Origin of the sequence: Eximiradius sp., assembly GCA_937127445.1 — a bacterium.
Lineage (GTDB): Bacteria > Bacteroidota > Ignavibacteria > Kapaibacteriales > UBA2268 > JAKIZO01.
On sequence record CAKZLY010000030.1, the window covers coordinates 38,619 to 53,118 of the forward strand.

The 14,500-nt window shown below is 34.1% G+C and carries 16 protein-coding genes; 7 read left to right on the top strand and 9 right to left on the bottom strand.

Annotated elements, in window-relative coordinates:
- Positions 1-4 precede the first annotated feature (4 nt).
- The 4 genes from AC6QZF_RS09260 to AC6QZF_RS09275 are packed head-to-tail and all read left to right on the top strand — an operon-like array spanning position 5 to position 5,205.
- Complete coding sequence (locus AC6QZF_RS09260; protein WP_499799602.1) at positions 5-1,648, top strand: polysaccharide biosynthesis/export family protein; 1,644 nt, start codon at positions 5-7, stop codon at positions 1,646-1,648.
- Positions 1,649-2,854, top strand: coding sequence for a GumC family protein (locus AC6QZF_RS09265; RefSeq protein WP_499799603.1), 1,206 nt, complete (start codon positions 1,649-1,651; stop codon positions 2,852-2,854).
- Entirely contained in the window at positions 2,838-3,134 is a 297-nt protein-coding gene (locus tag AC6QZF_RS09270; protein WP_499799604.1) for an FtsL-like putative cell division protein, read from the top strand. The genes AC6QZF_RS09265 and AC6QZF_RS09270 overlap by 17 nt, the downstream gene beginning before the upstream one ends.
- Positions 3,124-5,205 (top strand): penicillin-binding transpeptidase domain-containing protein, encoded by a 2,082-nt coding sequence (locus tag AC6QZF_RS09275; RefSeq protein ID WP_499799605.1) that lies wholly within the window; start codon positions 3,124-3,126, stop codon positions 5,203-5,205. The genes AC6QZF_RS09270 and AC6QZF_RS09275 overlap by 11 nt, the downstream gene beginning before the upstream one ends.
- A gap of 33 nt (positions 5,206-5,238) precedes the next feature.
- On the opposite strand, the gene purE is transcribed toward AC6QZF_RS09275, so the two are convergent.
- From purE to AC6QZF_RS09295, 4 genes are read right to left on the bottom strand one after another with little or no spacing between them, the layout of a single operon-like run.
- On the bottom strand, positions 5,239-5,730 hold the full coding sequence (purE, locus tag AC6QZF_RS09280) for a 5-(carboxyamino)imidazole ribonucleotide mutase (protein ID WP_499799606.1): 492 nt from the start codon (positions 5,728-5,730) through the stop codon (positions 5,239-5,241).
- A 15-nt stretch (positions 5,731-5,745) separates the two neighbouring features.
- Positions 5,746-6,219, bottom strand: a complete 474-nt coding sequence (locus AC6QZF_RS09285) for a hypothetical protein (RefSeq protein ID WP_499799607.1) — start codon at positions 6,217-6,219, stop codon at positions 5,746-5,748.
- Positions 6,220-6,245: 26 nt separating this feature from the next.
- Complete coding sequence (locus tag AC6QZF_RS09290; protein ID WP_499799608.1) at positions 6,246-7,136, bottom strand: T9SS type A sorting domain-containing protein; 891 nt, start codon at positions 7,134-7,136, stop codon at positions 6,246-6,248.
- A gap of 2 nt (positions 7,137-7,138) precedes the next feature.
- Positions 7,139-7,432 carry a hypothetical protein gene (locus AC6QZF_RS09295; RefSeq protein ID WP_499799609.1) on the bottom strand — a complete coding sequence of 98 codons (294 nt, stop codon included), beginning with the start codon at positions 7,430-7,432 and terminating at the stop codon, positions 7,139-7,141.
- Positions 7,433-7,503: 71 nt separating this feature from the next.
- Between AC6QZF_RS09295 and AC6QZF_RS09300 the strand changes: the two genes are divergently transcribed.
- Positions 7,504-8,217 carry a dolichyl-phosphate beta-glucosyltransferase gene (locus AC6QZF_RS09300; RefSeq protein WP_499799610.1) on the top strand — a complete coding sequence of 238 codons (714 nt, stop codon included), beginning with the start codon at positions 7,504-7,506 and terminating at the stop codon, positions 8,215-8,217.
- Positions 8,217-9,440, top strand: coding sequence for an MFS transporter (locus tag AC6QZF_RS09305; RefSeq protein ID WP_499799611.1), 1,224 nt, complete (start codon positions 8,217-8,219; stop codon positions 9,438-9,440). Before AC6QZF_RS09300 ends, AC6QZF_RS09305 begins: the two co-directional genes overlap by 1 nt.
- Here AC6QZF_RS09305 and AC6QZF_RS09310 read toward each other — a convergent pair whose 3' ends face one another.
- Together AC6QZF_RS09310 and AC6QZF_RS09315 are read right to left on the bottom strand one after the other, a co-directional pair.
- On the bottom strand, positions 9,441-9,956 hold the full coding sequence (locus AC6QZF_RS09310) for a hypothetical protein (protein ID WP_499799612.1): 516 nt from the start codon (positions 9,954-9,956) through the stop codon (positions 9,441-9,443).
- Between the two features lie 143 nt (positions 9,957-10,099).
- Positions 10,100-11,005, bottom strand: coding sequence for a hydroxymethylglutaryl-CoA lyase (locus AC6QZF_RS09315; protein WP_499799613.1), 906 nt, complete (start codon positions 11,003-11,005; stop codon positions 10,100-10,102).
- Positions 11,006-11,098: 93 nt separating this feature from the next.
- On the opposite strand from AC6QZF_RS09315, the gene AC6QZF_RS09320 reads away from it, so the two are divergent.
- Positions 11,099-11,956: a CHAD domain-containing protein gene (locus tag AC6QZF_RS09320; RefSeq protein ID WP_499799614.1), complete on the top strand. Its 858-nt coding sequence runs from the start codon at positions 11,099-11,101 to the stop codon at positions 11,954-11,956.
- On the opposite strand, the gene AC6QZF_RS09325 is transcribed toward AC6QZF_RS09320, so the two are convergent.
- From AC6QZF_RS09325 to AC6QZF_RS09335, 3 genes are read right to left on the bottom strand one after another with little or no spacing between them, the layout of a single operon-like run.
- The gene (locus AC6QZF_RS09325) at positions 11,936-12,670 is read right to left on the bottom strand and encodes a hypothetical protein (protein ID WP_499799615.1); all 735 of its coding nucleotides are present in this window, start codon (positions 12,668-12,670) and stop codon (positions 11,936-11,938) included. The genes AC6QZF_RS09320 and AC6QZF_RS09325 overlap by 21 nt on opposite strands.
- Positions 12,670-13,854, bottom strand: coding sequence for a hypothetical protein (locus tag AC6QZF_RS09330; protein WP_499799616.1), 1,185 nt, complete (start codon positions 13,852-13,854; stop codon positions 12,670-12,672). Before AC6QZF_RS09330 ends, AC6QZF_RS09325 begins: the two co-directional genes overlap by 1 nt.
- Entirely contained in the window at positions 13,851-14,435 is a 585-nt protein-coding gene (locus AC6QZF_RS09335) for an RNA polymerase sigma factor (protein WP_499799617.1), read from the bottom strand. Before AC6QZF_RS09335 ends, AC6QZF_RS09330 begins: the two co-directional genes overlap by 4 nt.
- Between the last annotated feature and the right edge of the window lie 65 nt (positions 14,436-14,500).

A 14,500-nucleotide genomic window follows, 5' to 3' on the forward strand; every position in this document is an offset into this window, starting at 1 on the left:
CAGTATGAAAAAAACGATTTGCACAATTATTTTATACTATTTGTGTTTTGCATTCACCTACTATATTTCATCCGCACAAATTGATTATAGCATATATAGATTGCCAAAAGATGAATTTAGCGATTCATTGGCAAAGGAAATGGCTTTTTCATCACTTAAATCAGCAACTGGTCTATTGGAGAAAGAAATAGATCCAGATAAGTATATTTTAGGACAGGGCGATGAATTGGCAATTTCAATTATTTCTGCGAAGCCCAAGCACTTCGAGATTAGTATATCGCCCGAGGGGGCATTATTAATTCCTGGAATTGGAAAAATTGAATTAAAAGGCAAAGCATTATCACAAGCAATTTCGTTAATCGAGGAATTAATTCGAAAAAGGCTAAATCCAACGGAAATACATATCACTTTGCAAAAGATACGACAGTTTAAAGTTAGTGTTAGTGGGCAGGTTGTGCGGAATGGGATTTATCCGGCGACACCTGCTGATAGAGTGTCTGAGGTAATCGATAAAGCAGGTGGATTACGTCGAGAAGCCTCTTGGAGAAATATAATATTATTGAGAAACAATGGCGAACAAAAAAATGTAGATTTAATGAAATTCTACTTTCTGGGCGATGAGGAAGCAAATCCTTATGTGCTCGGAGGAGATAAAATAATTGTCCCGGAAATAAATGAAAAATCCATTATTGGGCTGTATGGTGATGTTGTCAATAGTGGGTTGTTTGAATACCGCGAGGGAGATAGTTTATCGACATTGTTAAAGTTTGGGCTTGGATTTACAGAATCCGCTTTTCTCGATTCGGTTGAATATTACTCTGCTCAAAAAACGGGTTTTCAAGTAAGCTTTCTTGATCTGTCATATTTAAAGAGTCAAAATTTAAGTACAGAAACAATTCAAAATGATTTTTTGCTTCATTCGGGAGATAGGATTTTCGTTCGCAGTGTACCTAAATGGAGGAAATTACACTATGTTGTTATCAAAGGAGAGGTAAATTTCCCTGGTTACTATGCCATTGAAGAAAAAAAAGATAGAGTTACTGATTTGATCAAGAGAGCAGGTGGATTTACAGACGAAGCAGCAGTAGAGTTTGTTGAATACATAAGCCAAAATGAGCTTGAAAAACCAGATTTAGAAATGGAAAGATTAAGCAGAGTGCTGCCTTCAGAAATGTCGGAAAGCGAATTCAGATATTTCCAATCAAGGAAGACAGAAAGAAAGGGTGTAATCTCGATAGATTTTCGGAAAATTATGAACAATCCTAATACACCGGATAATTTTTATTTAACTCATAGAGATTCAATAGTAGTCCCATCAATTAAGAAATTTGTGAACGTTCAAGGACGAGTAGCCAAGCCTGGTTTGATTGCATTTCGCCCGGGTGCTGATTATATGGAATACATTGAGTTAGCGGGTGGATTTGGATATAGAGCTGACGAAAGCGAGACGATGATTAATAAACACAGTGGAGGATTGTTTCGAGCAAAGAAACGAGATTACGTTATTGAACCTGGCGATGTAATATTAGTGCCACCTGAGAGAGAATTAACATTTATGGAGGCATTTACCAAAGGTTTAACAATAGCAACACAAATTCTTACTATTGCTGGTGTTGTACTCGCATTTTCAAACATTAATAAGAAATAAATGAAAGAAACAGAAGCAAAAATAGAAAGCATTGGCATAAGTAAATTTTTCGAGATTTACAAAAAGCACTCGAAAATAATATGGATAATTGTATTTGTTGCTTGTGTTGTTACGTTTATTTTCTCGCTAATAATGCCACACACCTACAAAACGTACACAACGGTTATGCCCCCCAAGCAAGGTGAGAACACAGGATTATCAGGAATTTTGCAGAATTTTGCTGGTGGACTACCTTCTGGATTGCCAAGCCTTGGAAGTTCTAATAATCAATCATTAGTTTTGGCTGATATATTAAGAAGCAGGGCAATTGCAGAATATTTGATTAAAGAACTTAAATTAAAGCAATTGCCACAATACGATGGAATGACAAACAATGAATTAATTGAATATTTGCAGGAAAATTTCAAAGTCGATGTAGAGAAAACGGGACTCATTGTTTTTCAAACATCTGCAAAAACGTGTTTCTTTGCATCATCACAGGAAAAACAGGCAACCAAACAATTAGCAAAGAAGTTTGCGGACGAAGCAGTAAAAGGATTAGATTTAATTGTTCGGTCGAAAAACACATCAGCTGCAAAAAAATCAAGAATGTATATAGAGAAAGAATTAGCAAAATACAGAGAAAAATCTGATTCAATAGATAACATTCTTGAAAACTTTCAGCGAACTAATAGAGTACTTAAAATTGACGATCAAACACAGGCTCTTGTTAAACAAGCGATAGAAGTTGGTTTGCAGTTAGCAAAAGCTGAAATGGAACTTAATATTGCGAAAAATGAATTAAGCAAGGACAATCCATATTTAATCCAGCAGCAAAATATAGTGAACCAACTGAGAAAACAGTATAATGCAGTGCAAAGTGGAGGTCTAACTGGTTCAGATGGTTTTTCTATACCTTTTGATAAGATACCGAGTCTTGCTCGTGAATACGCTAATTTATACAGGGATAAGAAAATCGTTGAGCAAATTATTATGTATCTCGAAACGCAGCGACATCAGGAAGCAATACAAGAAAACCGGGACGTCCCAACTGTTGAAGTGTTAGACAAAGCATTTGTTCCAGACAAACAATCTTCACCTAACAAAAAGTTAATGTTGTTGCTTACATTTGTGATTTCATTTATATTAGTTTTAATGTATTTTACTTATAAAGAGTTCAGGATTTATTCCAAAGAAACAGAAAAGGGAAATGAGTCTAATCAATAAAATAAAATCTAACAGATGGAAAACATTTGGTTTGGTTGTATTGGCAGCAATTTTGACTATTACTTATATTGATAATGTATTTAAAGTAAATAGTTTGTTATCGGAAATACAGAATCTTGAAAAGCAGTATGATGAGGTTCGGACATCAAATCAAGTATTAATAACAAAAATCATAGAACTGGAAAGCGTATCTAGAATAACCAAAATAGCAGAAGAAAATTTAGGTATGATGAAACCATCGAAAGTACCTCAAAAAATTAAATTGAAAAATGAAGAGTAGCGAAGAGAATACATATACAAGAAGGAAGAAGTTCTGGAAATTTTGGCTATTAATGATATTGATTAATATAGGACTATTAATTGTAATTGGTCGATTATTTCAGCTTCAGATATTAAAGGCACCGTATTACAAAGAAAAAGCACGGCGGCAACACGAAACTAAATTAGATTTAAGTTCCCAGAGAGGGAATATTTACGACAGGAATGGCAATTTACTTGCTTCGTCTGTGAAAAGTTATTCGATAGCAGTAGATCCGAACCTGTTGCAGAAAAAATCAGAAATACTAAAAATCATTGAAAAGAATCTTGGAATAGCGGCAGAGAGTTTAAATAGAAAGATCCTATCTGCAAAAGGTTCGTTTCTGTGGCTTGTTAGAGGAGTTACACCAGAAAAAGTAAAAGAATTGTTTTATATCAAAGATAGAGGACTTATATTAATAGAAGAACCACGACGGCAATATCATTATGGCTCGCTGGCATCACAAATACTTGGTTGCACTGATATAGATAATCGAGGGCTTACGGGAATAGAGTTAAGTTATGACAGCATACTTACAGGTAGAAGCGGATATATGATTATGTTTCGTGATGGGTTGGGCAGGTTGCGACCATCAGCAGATTTACCAATAATACGACCTACAAACGGATATTCGTTGCAGCTTACACTGGATATTGATTTACAAAGGATTGTAGAATTTGAATTAATGCAAGGTGTTAAGAACTCGCTTGCTGAATCTGGAACAGTTGTTGCAATAAAGCCCTCGACAGGTGAAGTGTTGGCAATGGCAACTTATCCAAATTTTAATCCGAATGACCCATCAACATACATTAATGCAAATATGCGAAATCGTTCAATCACTGATGTTTACGAACCGGGTTCAACTTTCAAAGTGGTTACAGCGTCAGCAGCTTTAGAAGAGAACATAACAAAACTTGAAGATAAATACAACGGTTTTCAAGGCGAATTGCATTTTTCGAATTTTGTAATTAAGGACGTTCACCCGCTTGGTATAACGACCTTTAGAGAAGGTATTGTGTATTCGAGTAATATTATTCTGTCGAGTGTTGCAGCAAAGATACCTGATTATAAATTTTACAAATATATTAGAGATTTTGGATTCGGTATTCCAACAAGGATTGATTTGCCGGGAGAAGTATCAGGAAAGATCCAAAGAGCGGAGCAAATGAATGTATCCACCAAAAGATTTATTGGATTTGGTTATGGGATATTGGCAACACCACTACAAATGGCAAATGCATTTGCCACAATCGCGAATGGCGGAATAATGATGAAACCGTACGTTATAAATGCGATCTACGATGAGAAAGGAAATTTAGTAAAGCAATTTAGCCCTGAAAAAATAAGACGTGTAGTATCTGAAAATACAGCTAATACATTGACAAATGTTTTAAAAGAAGTAGTTCAAAAAGGTACTGGGATTGCTGCAAAAATTGGAGGAGTAGAAATTGCTGGGAAAACAGGAACTTCTCAGCAGCTTGTTGATGGATCATATTCGAAATCTGACTACAATGCTTCTTTTGCAGGATATTTTCCTGCTAACAATCCTGAAATTTGCATACTTGTTTTTTTAGATAAGCCTAAAACAAGCATATATGGAGGTTCAACAGCAGCACCTATTTTTAAGAATATTGCTCTCAGATGGCTTTCAATAAAGAACCAATCGATAAAAGTAAAAAACATTGCGAATAATGCAAGCGATACCGTCTTTGTTCCCAATATAAATGGACTTGAATATTCGGAAGCAGAAAAAATATTACAAGAATTAGGATTACGATATTCAGCAACAGTGAGAGAGGGTGTCGTCAAACAAGTATTTCCCGAGCCAGGGCGAAAGATTTTACGTTCAACTGTAATAAAAATTGAGACATCGCAGGAAAAAGCAAATAGTGAGAGGATGCCCTCAGTAGTTGGATTACCATTAAGACGTGCGATTACAATATTGCATTCGGCTGGGGTAAAGGTGCAAGTGCGAGGTTCAGGGAAAGTTGTAAGGCAAGTTTGGGAACGTTCAAATAATGAAGTTACCTGCACACTATTTGCAAGTCCTTAACTTATAGATTAGAAATACTTCATCTAAAATTTATCAAGCAAAAATATCGTTTTTTGCACGCGATTCCTCTGCCATTTTATTTTTGTATTCTATCATTTTTTCCAAAAGTTTTGGGTCGGCAATAGCAAGCATTTTAATCGCGAGCAAGCCAGCATTTTTCGCATTTCCGATGGCGACGGTAGCCACAGGGACACCAGCTGGCATTTGCACAATAGAAAGAAGAGAATCAAGTCCATTCAATGCCTTTGACTGTACAGGAACACCAATTACGGGTAGTGGTGTATGCGAAGCAATCATACCGGGCAAATGAGCAGCGCCGCCGGCACCAGCAATAATCACTTTAATGCCACGTTTGTGAGCACTGCGTCCGTATTCAGCCATATCATCAGGTGTTCGATGAGCTGATACAATTTTAATTTCGTAAGGCACGCCAAATCCTTCGCAAATATCAGCGGCAGCTTGCATTGTTGGCAGATCGGAATCGCTTCCCATAATAATTCCAATTATTGGTTTCAGTTGTAACATTTATTACCTCTATTGTTAAAAGTTTGATTCATCACGCCATAATATTATTTTCCATTCATCGCTTGGATTTTCTCGTTTCAGATAAAAAATAGCTTTTCCAAATACATTTAAAACATCGTTGGGTGCGAAAGTAATTGTAAGGGAGAAGCTTCGAGAAACATCTAAAAAGAGAGAATCGCCTCGAATGTAAAGAATTTCATTCCAAACAAGGTTTAAGTCTTGAGCTGCTGCAAAAAGCCGAGCAGTAGCAATCATATCTTCGCTGCGTGTCCAGGTCGGGTCGATATTCTTGTCGTAATTACGGTAGTTGAAAGTAAAATCAGGATGTAGAATCTTGCCATATAGAACAGTATCTTTATATTTATAAGCGTAGCTAAAATTTTTGAACACACCTTCCACGGTTCGTTGGTCGCCGAGCTGAAAGTCGTCTCTTGCATCTTTGAGCAGAGCAGGAGCGAAAGGATTGGTGCAAGATACTACTAAAATCAAAAAGAGCAATATATAAAAGATTTTTATCAATGTAAAAGTAATTTTTTTAAAATAATTTGTTCATTTTTCTTCAAAACTATAAAATATACTCCATTTAGCAAAAAATTCATATCGATTACGGTAATGTTTTCCATTAGATTAGAGGAATAGACTATCTTGCCTAATAAATTATAAATTTCAACAAAGGAAATATCGTCCGAATTGAGATATATTATTTTATCGACCACAGTAAATTCACTATTTTCGATATCATCATACACTGAATTATTTAAGTTGTCTGAAACAAGAATATCATCGACTGCAAGTTGAGGGCGAGTGCCGGAAGAGCCATCATTGGCATAGCAATATTTCCAGCGAAGTTGGATGTAGCTTTTGTTTGAACAAATATCAGGCAATTTGGTAGGGCCGAAAACCCTGAAATCACCTTTTGTTTGAGAAGAGGAATAAGTTGAGTTGGGAACGTTGACGAATTTTGATTTATCATCAGTTCGGTATTGCAATTGAATGAAGTAGTTTCTCTCCCCTACGTTAAAAGTGCGAGCAGTCCAACGAAGATAAATTTCGGAACAATTACGGGTATCAAGAGCGAGGACAGCAGCACCAGGATAGCCATCATCATCCTGCGATAGTGATGTTGATAGAAAAGAAAAGCCGTATTGCCCAAGTCCGTTTATTCTTGCTTTTGATTTCAAGTTGTAAGGAGAAATCCAGTCGCCGGTCATTTCGTCTTCGATTTTTGGATCGGATTTTTTTAAAGTGTGAAAAATCATAGAAACTGGGTAGGTTTTTGCAGGTGCATCTTCTTTCCACTCATTGAAATTGTAAGATGAGCCACTCAACTTGAAGGCTTGTGGATTACTTTGAGCAAATGCTAAATCCGATACAACGGCAAATGCTAAAAATAGAAAAAATATCATAACTATTTATTTTGATAGTTCGAAATATATTTTTCGAATTCATCAAAAATTTGTTTGAAAATGCTTTCAGGAACTATCATCCGGAGAAAGTTCTGACCAAGAGAACCTTTCAGCGTGTAATAACCTTTGACAATAATCTTAAAATATGGGATATCGAACGTATTATCGATTTTGATTTTACCTAATTTAGAAAGATAATCAATAAAATTTTGGTCGGTATTTTTGTCAAAATAAATATCATAGCCGATATTACCGTCGGCACAGCTTTCAGCTTCGGATATTTTAATTATTTTCAAAGCGAATAAGTATAAAAAGTTTATAAACAAAGAAAAATAACTTATTTTTGTAAATTAAGCAAGAACAAAAAATGATTATGAAACCAGAATTATCAGTAATAATACCAGCATATAATGAAGAGGCAAGATTAGGTAATACATTAAGTCTGATTACACAATATTTAAGAAACACTACTTTAACCTATGAAATTATCGTTTCAGACGATGGTTCGACAGATGGGACTATTGATGTAGCGAAGAGTTTTGAAGATGTAAAAGTAATAAGTGATGGAATAAATTACGGGAAAGGTGCCGCTGTTCGGCGTGGGATGCTTGCAGCAAATGGAGAATATAGGTTGTTTACCGATGCAGACTTATCGACACCAATATACGAAATCGAGAAGCTCAAAAAATTTCTGAAAAATGGATACGATGTTTGTATAGGTTCAAGGGCAGTAGATTATAAATTGATTAAGAAACACCAGCCATTTTACAGAGAATTTATGGGCAAAACATTCAATAAAATTGTTCAGATGCTTGTAGTGAAAGGAATAAAAGACACTCAATGTGGTTTCAAATGTTTTCGTGAGCAAGCTGCACTGGATATTTTTAATCGAGCAAAAATCAATGGTTTTTCATTTGATGTTGAAATTTTATATTTAGCAAAAAAAATGAATTATAAAATAAAAGAAGTTGGGGTAGAGTGGTATAATGACGAGAGAACAACGGTTAGCCCGATAAAGGATAGCGTAAAAATGTTTGCAGAAATTCTTAAAATCAAACGAATTCACTCGGATTTAAAATAATGGATTTATTCAATAAATTCAAAAAAATTCGACAAATTTTATTCAGACCAAGCACCGAAAACTTATGGAAGCGTAATTTAATAATCCTTGCAACGGCTCAGTTTATTGCAATGGTAGGAATGAACGGGCTTGTACCGTTTCTTCCGTTATTTGTGCTTGAATTAGGCGTGAACGACCCTGTACAAGCAAAATTTTGGAGCAGTATGGTGTTTGCGGGACCGTATTTTCTGTCGATTTTTGCTGTCCCAGTGTGGGGAATGCTAGGGGATAGATACGGACAGAAGAAAATGGTAATTCGTGCAATTTTCGGATTAGCATTAGCCGTATTTTTGATGGGATTTTCGGTAAATATATATCAATTATTTGCTTTAAGGGTTTTCCAGGGAGCGTCGAGTGGATTTATTGCAGCAGCACTGGCATTTGTGAGTAAGAACACGCCAAAGAACCGAAATGGATATGCAATAGGAATATTACAAAGCGCATCATCTGCTGGCATCATCATTGGACCGTTTTTCGGGGGAATACTATCTGATGCAAGTGGAGTTAGAAGTGTTTTTATAATAGTAGCAATATTATGTGTAATAAGTGGAATATTAATTATCGGATGCGTTAAAGAGCAAAGAGTGGAATTAATAAACACTCGAAGCAAAGTTTTAGATAATTTAATAACAGTTATTCATAACAGTGAAATGTCGAAGATAATCTTGTTAATTATATTCTCACAAATGGCTATATTATTATCAAATCCGATATTTCCTTATTATGTGGCAAGGCTTGGAGCACCACAAAGTGTATTATCAACAATCACGGGGCTATTAGTAGCTACCGTTGGAATATTTAGTATTATTTTTGCTCCATACTGGGGAAGAAAAAACGACACAACTGCATATAGCAAGATATTTTCGCCTGCAGTGTTTATTGCTGGTTGCGCATCATTGCTTCACGTAATTTCTAATCATTATCTATGGTTGTTTCCAATTAGAGCGCTTGTAGGCGTATTTTTTGCAGCAATTGCACCGAGTTTATATTCTGCATTGAGCTATCGCGCTGATGAAAGCAATAAAGGTGGGATTATGGGAATTGCATCATCAGCAAATTTATTAGGTGCTTTGCTTAGTTACTTAAGTTGTAGTGTAATTGTGTCGCATCTTGATATGGTTTGGACATTTGTCGCATCGGGAGTAATATTAATATCATTATCTATTTGGGCAAAAATCAGATAGTTAATTTTCAATACCTGTCCAATCACTCCAAAAAGTAGGCAGAATCATATTTTCATCGCTTCTAAATTCAAGAGTCACTTTAACAGTTCGGTTATCTCCACCCCAGTGAGTAATTGTAGGCTTAATCCAATAGTCATCAAATCCAGGTTGGTCATTGATAAATAAAGTTTGTTTAGATACAGAATCATAAACACCAATTCTACAAATAGCCCAGTATTGGCGCGGAATGTTAACAAAGAAAAATGTATGCTCGCCGGGTTTAAGAGTTTGGTTTGTTTTAAGCAAATTATCACTCCATTCCCCTATCGGGTTCAAACCTGACGTAACAAGACCAGCGTTTTTGTATTGCAAAGTCGTAACAGTGTATTTAGATTCTGGGTTGTTAATAAACTTTACATAAAGCCTATTTTTATCTCCGGTAAGATTATTATCGGAATTCGTTGGTTCATTTTCATCGTCATCGCAAGAAAACACTAAAAACGAAACTGCTAATAATAAAAAGTAAAAAATATTCATACGAAAAATCCTATATTTATTTATTTATTTTATTATTATCTGTTTATCTTATCGCTTATTGGTATAAATTATTGTAGAATATATAAAAAAAATGTGTTTACCAAGTGGTAAACACATCGATTTTATATAACAATTTTTGCTGGTTAGTAGTTTAAAATTCCGGCTTGATAAACGCAACCGGGAAGTGTTTTACCAAAGTAATCGGCAACTTGTTTTGCCAAATCAACAATATAAGGAAGAACAATATCTTTTCGCAAGTTCAACCTATGCAAGTAATGGGCAAAGTCTTCGGTAGAAACATTGCCTGAGGCAATTTTAGTGAATGGGCAACCACCTAATCCACCGAAAGCAGTTTCGAAATATTCGACTCCAATTTGCATTGCAACATAGATATTTGCCATACCAAGACCGTATGTATTATGGAAATGACAAGTTAGTTCTGTTTTATCGGAACGCTTTTTGATTTCTTCAAACAAATCTTCTACTTGCTGTGGAAAGGCGTGTCCTGCAGTATCAGCAAGAGATATTTTGAATAAATCATTTTCTAAATATTTGTCAATGATGGATAAAACACGTTCTTTTGGAACTAGACCTTCGAAACCACACCCGAAAGCACTCTGGACAGAGACCTGAACAGCAAAACCAGCGGATTTGGCTTGTTGTGCCATAGCAATAATTCTTTGTAGAGCTTCGGAAGTAGTCATTCCAGTATTTTTCTGACTGTGAGTTTCGCTTGCAGAAACACCCATACAAATTAATTCAACGCCGGAGTTGATTGCACGCTCTAATCCTTTTTCATTTAATACAAGTCCGGAAAAGATTGGGTGCTTTGAGTTTGCATATTTTTGGTTGATTTCGAGAAAAAGTTCATCTGTATCGGCCATTTGAGGCATTCTTTGTGGGTTAACAAAAGAACCAACTTGAATAATATCAACATTTGCATTTACTAATCGGTCAATCCATTCAAGTTTTTTTTCTTTTGGGACAACAGATTTCTCCATTTGTAAACCATCACGCATCCCAACTTCGTGAATAAAAATATTTTTCATACTAAACCTTTTATAATTATTAACTAATACAAAATACTAAATAAACAAATTATTATTAAATTGATAGTAAAATTAATAAAAGTTTGAATAAATATGAAGATTGACGATACAATATTTATTGAGGAAGTGCAAAAAAGATATGAATTATTGACCGACACATATATTAGTCTATATAATAATGCTTTAAAAAAATTTAAGAGCGATACAATTCACGATTTAAGAGTTTGTTCAAGAAGAATTATCACGTTGGTAGAATTTGCTTTAAGTAAAATTAACTCGGCATATGGAGAAAATTTAGTAAAAATATTAAAATTTCATTTCAATAAACTTTCCAAACTTCGTGACATTCAAATATTAATTGAAAATCACAAAGCAAAAGCAATAAATAGCGAATATTGGTTATTGTTCATTAACTATTTAATTAAGAAAGAGAAAAAAATAATCAAGAAATTGCAGCCGTTATTTTCACAGGATAATTTAGTTGAAATCGAAGGATTGTTTTTCTTTTTTGAATTAGAATTGCGGAATGCTCTAAAAAATGGGATTATCTCAGATGAAGATTTTATCATTGCATTAGACAAAAAGTATAAGCAGGCAATAGATAGTTTTGATAAAATTGAAATAGAAAAAATTGATACCATTCATAAATTTCGCATAAAGTTCAAAAAATTCCGCTATTTGTATGAGTTTTTGCAACAAATTGATACTGAGAATAGCATATCGAGTAAAGAATTAGGTAAGTATCAGACATTACTTGGAGATATTCAGGATAGCGAAATCCTAAATAAAAGCATATTAGTATTTGTAAGAAAGAGTGGAAAATGCAACTTGGCAAGCAAATTGCTTTCAGATGCAACAGGAATTAAAACTGCAGCAGTATTAAAATTCATTGAGAAGAAAGATGAAGTTTATAAATTCTGGGAAATACAATCAGATACCGTTTCCAAATAATCTGGAAATATTATCTACAACGCCATCATTATTTACTTCAAAGCGAAAGATGTAATTAACTTCATATTTCTTTATTGCAGTGGGACGAAAACTAACAATAAGTTGCCGAGGTGTTCCATTTGCTGGAATAGTGAGTGGAAATTGCTTCGGACTTAAATTTTCAATTTTAAAAACAGAAGAATCACCAATAATAGAGAAATTATCAATCAACACCTCATTTGAAGAAAAATTGTAAATATTGATGGAACTAATTTTCATTGAACCGATTTGAACAGCGCCAAAATCAATATCTGATGAAAAAACAAGCGGCACACTATAATGAACTAAAAAGAAAGGACGAAAATATTCTCGGAAAAAAAGAGTATCTGTAAATTGTCCAAATTTTGTCGGGTTTATTTTTAATAATATACTATCATTTGAAAATGGAGATAGATAAAGACTTTTTAGATTTTCAAGTTGGTAATTATTTTTATTTCCTTTAATTACAATATCTTTAAGCAAAATATATTGATAAGATAAATTTTCTATTTTTAAAGTTAAGTTAGTATTTTTCCCAAAAAGCAGATTATCCAAGTCAATGTTGCTGGGAACAATTGCAAAAATTGTGTCGCCATCTTTGCGTAAATCCAAAACTTCACGGTTTGCTTGAATATCGATAGGATTGTCGCAAGCATTGAGTGCAAAAACAAGTAATATTATTAGCAAAATCGCCATTAGAATTTAATCGATACTCCTCCGGATAGTCCACTTTTCAAAGACGAATACCATTTATTCTGGAATTCGTAGAATAAGCCGGTATTTTCTATTCCAGCAAAAGCATAAACTTTGTTCGATAAGTAATATTTTGCACCAATAATAATTTTAGAAACAGGCCCAATTCGAGTACCACCAATCATACCACGAACGAATGGACTAATAGACTTGTAATCTTCAAAAGTATATTGATAGGACGCACCAGCCCAAAAAGCAGTGTAGTTTTGTTTAACTAAAGCAGGGAAATCATCTATATTTCCTTTGAATTTCTGAACAAAATCTTCTTGTCCGAGTTCTATGGCAACAGAATTATTATTGTCAATATCATAGATAATTGCAAATCCAAAGTTGTTTAAAATTGGTTCACTAATAGGCTTGACATTAGCATTAACAAAGTTCTTAGCTTCGAAAAAACGAATTTGCATAGAGAGTTTATCTAAAAATTCAGTTTTTGTGAAAACTGTCTCGAATATTTGAGAAAAACGCTTTTTCTTTTTGAATAAGAAGTTCGAATTTGTTTCAATAATATCACTAACATCAATAAAAAATATAGGATTATCAACAGATTGCACTAGTTCTTCTTTGTTAATCATTGATAATTCCCTTGTTTGAGATGAATTAGTATTTAGATTTGTGACAGGATTTGTAATTACCGTTGAGCTTTTTGATTTAATAATTTGTTTTGGTAATGCTTGATAATTTTCGCTAAAAGAGCTTGACGCGGGAATTTCTTTTGGTAAATCAAATTTTGCAGAGACTAACGCTTGTGTATTATCTGCTTTCAGTTGTTCTTTATCGAAGAATTGATAAGAAACAAAAGAAACAATCAGCAATAACAGAAGCGAAGACAGAATCAAAGTTAATCTTTTATTGAGTAGTTTCGAATAAATGGTTCTGGGGGTATTGGACACAGGAACAGAAGTAGCACCAATGGCAGCGAAGATGTTATTTTTCAAAGTTTCAGGAGGGACTAAAAGAGACTTTTTCAAAGTTTGAGAGATAATGATTTGCTGTCGCATTTCTTCTTGTAATTGCGGGCTTGACGCCATAGTAAGGAAGAGGCTTTCGCGTTCGGAGGCGTCAAGTTCCCCATCGAGGAAGGCGACAATTTTTTCAGAATAGTTAATATTTAGAAAATCATTCATTTTATTTTACCTATTTTGTTTTTTTCATTTTCGGTCAAGAAAGATGCTAAAAATTCTCTCAGTTTATTTTTAGCACGAAAGATACGGATTCGCACCACTGGCATAGAAATACCAAGAATATCAGCAATTTCTTGATAGGAAAAGTCCATAAACTCTCGCAGGACCAAAACTTCTCTATATTTTTCTGGAAGAGCGTCTAGCCCAATATTAATTAGTTCATTAATTTCTTTGTTTTCATAGGATTTATCGTAATATGCGAAATTAAAATTAGCAATATCTAAATGCGATGAATTTTTGGAATTTTTTTCGTTAAGACAAAGATTACGTGCAGTTTTTATCAAAAAGCCAATGACATTGGTCATTTCTTTGCATTTTTTAGAAAATTCATAGAAACGGATGAATGTTTCTTGAAAAATATCGTCTGATGCAGGTGAGTTATTTAATATTTTTCGAATATAAGTATAGATTTTCGAAGAATATCTATTATATAATTCCTCGAACGCAAGAAAAGACAATCGATCGCCTTTTGCCATCAGCAGAAAAAGTTCCTCATCTTTAATATTTTTTAGATCAGTTTTCATCTAAAAAGAAAAACAATCGAACTGCCAAAAAGTAACAAAAAAATATCACAAATTTTCAAACGAAT